At 70.6% G+C, this 919-nt stretch carries 1 protein-coding gene; it reads right to left on the bottom strand.

The window, feature by feature from the left end; genetic code table 11:
* Positions 1 to 919, bottom strand: a 919-nt coding sequence (locus ACOADB_RS13715) for an amidase family protein (protein WP_378599500.1), incomplete at both ends; no start/stop codon positions are given.

A 919-nucleotide genomic window follows, 5' to 3' on the forward strand; every position in this document is an offset into this window, starting at 1 on the left:
CGTCATGTTGGTGAACTGGCCGAGCCGGGTGTTCACGCCGATCGGATCGGCCGCGACCTCGGCAAGAGTCGGATGCGTGGCCGTGACCGGGAGGAGCAGCGCGTCGACCTGCTCCCAGATCGGCTCGGCCTCCCGGGCCAGCTCCGCGAGCCGGTGGAAGCCCGCGAAGGCGTCCGCTGCGCTGAGGTCCCGGCCCTTCGTCACGATGGTGCGGACCGTCGTGTCGACCGTCGGATCATCGGTGAGCGCCTGCCCGAAGGCCAGCCATCGCTCGGCGAGCCAGGGACCTGAGTAGAGCAACGCAGCCGCCTCGAGGAGCGGTGAGATGTCCACACCCACCGCTCCGTCCGTCTCGGCGACGGCCTGTTCCCAGGCCTCCCGGTGCAACGGATCGAGGTCCAGCTGGTTGGTCGGGATGCCGATGCGCGGCCTGTCCCCGAACGCGCGCTGGGCGGTCCGTCGCGCGTACGCGTCTGCTGGGTCGAAGACTGCGATCTGGTCGAAGACCCTCCTCGCCAGCGGCACCGAGCGCGCCAGGACCGTCGTACAGTCCAGGGACCGGCAGGCGGGGATCACGCCGGTGGTGGAGACGAGGCCGCGCGTGGGCTTGATGCCGATCAGCCCGTTGAACGCCGCCGGAACCCTGCCGCTGCCGGCGGTGTCGGTGCCGAGCGCGAAGTCGACCTCCGCGGACGCCACGGCCACGGCACTGCCCGAGCTGGAGCCCCCGCTGATGTGCTCGTCCGAGAAGACCGAGTGGCAGGCGCCGTACGGCGAACGCGTGCCGACCAGGCCCGTGGCGTACTGGTCGAGGTTGGTCTTCCCGACCGGTACCGCACCCGCATCGATCAACCTCTGTACGGCGAACGCACTCGTCGGAGCAGGCGACGAGTTGCGCGGATCGCCAGCTGTGGTGGGG

The organism is Nocardioides sp. CPCC 206348 (assembly GCF_048654705.1).
Lineage (GTDB): Bacteria > Actinomycetota > Actinomycetes > Propionibacteriales > Nocardioidaceae > Nocardioides.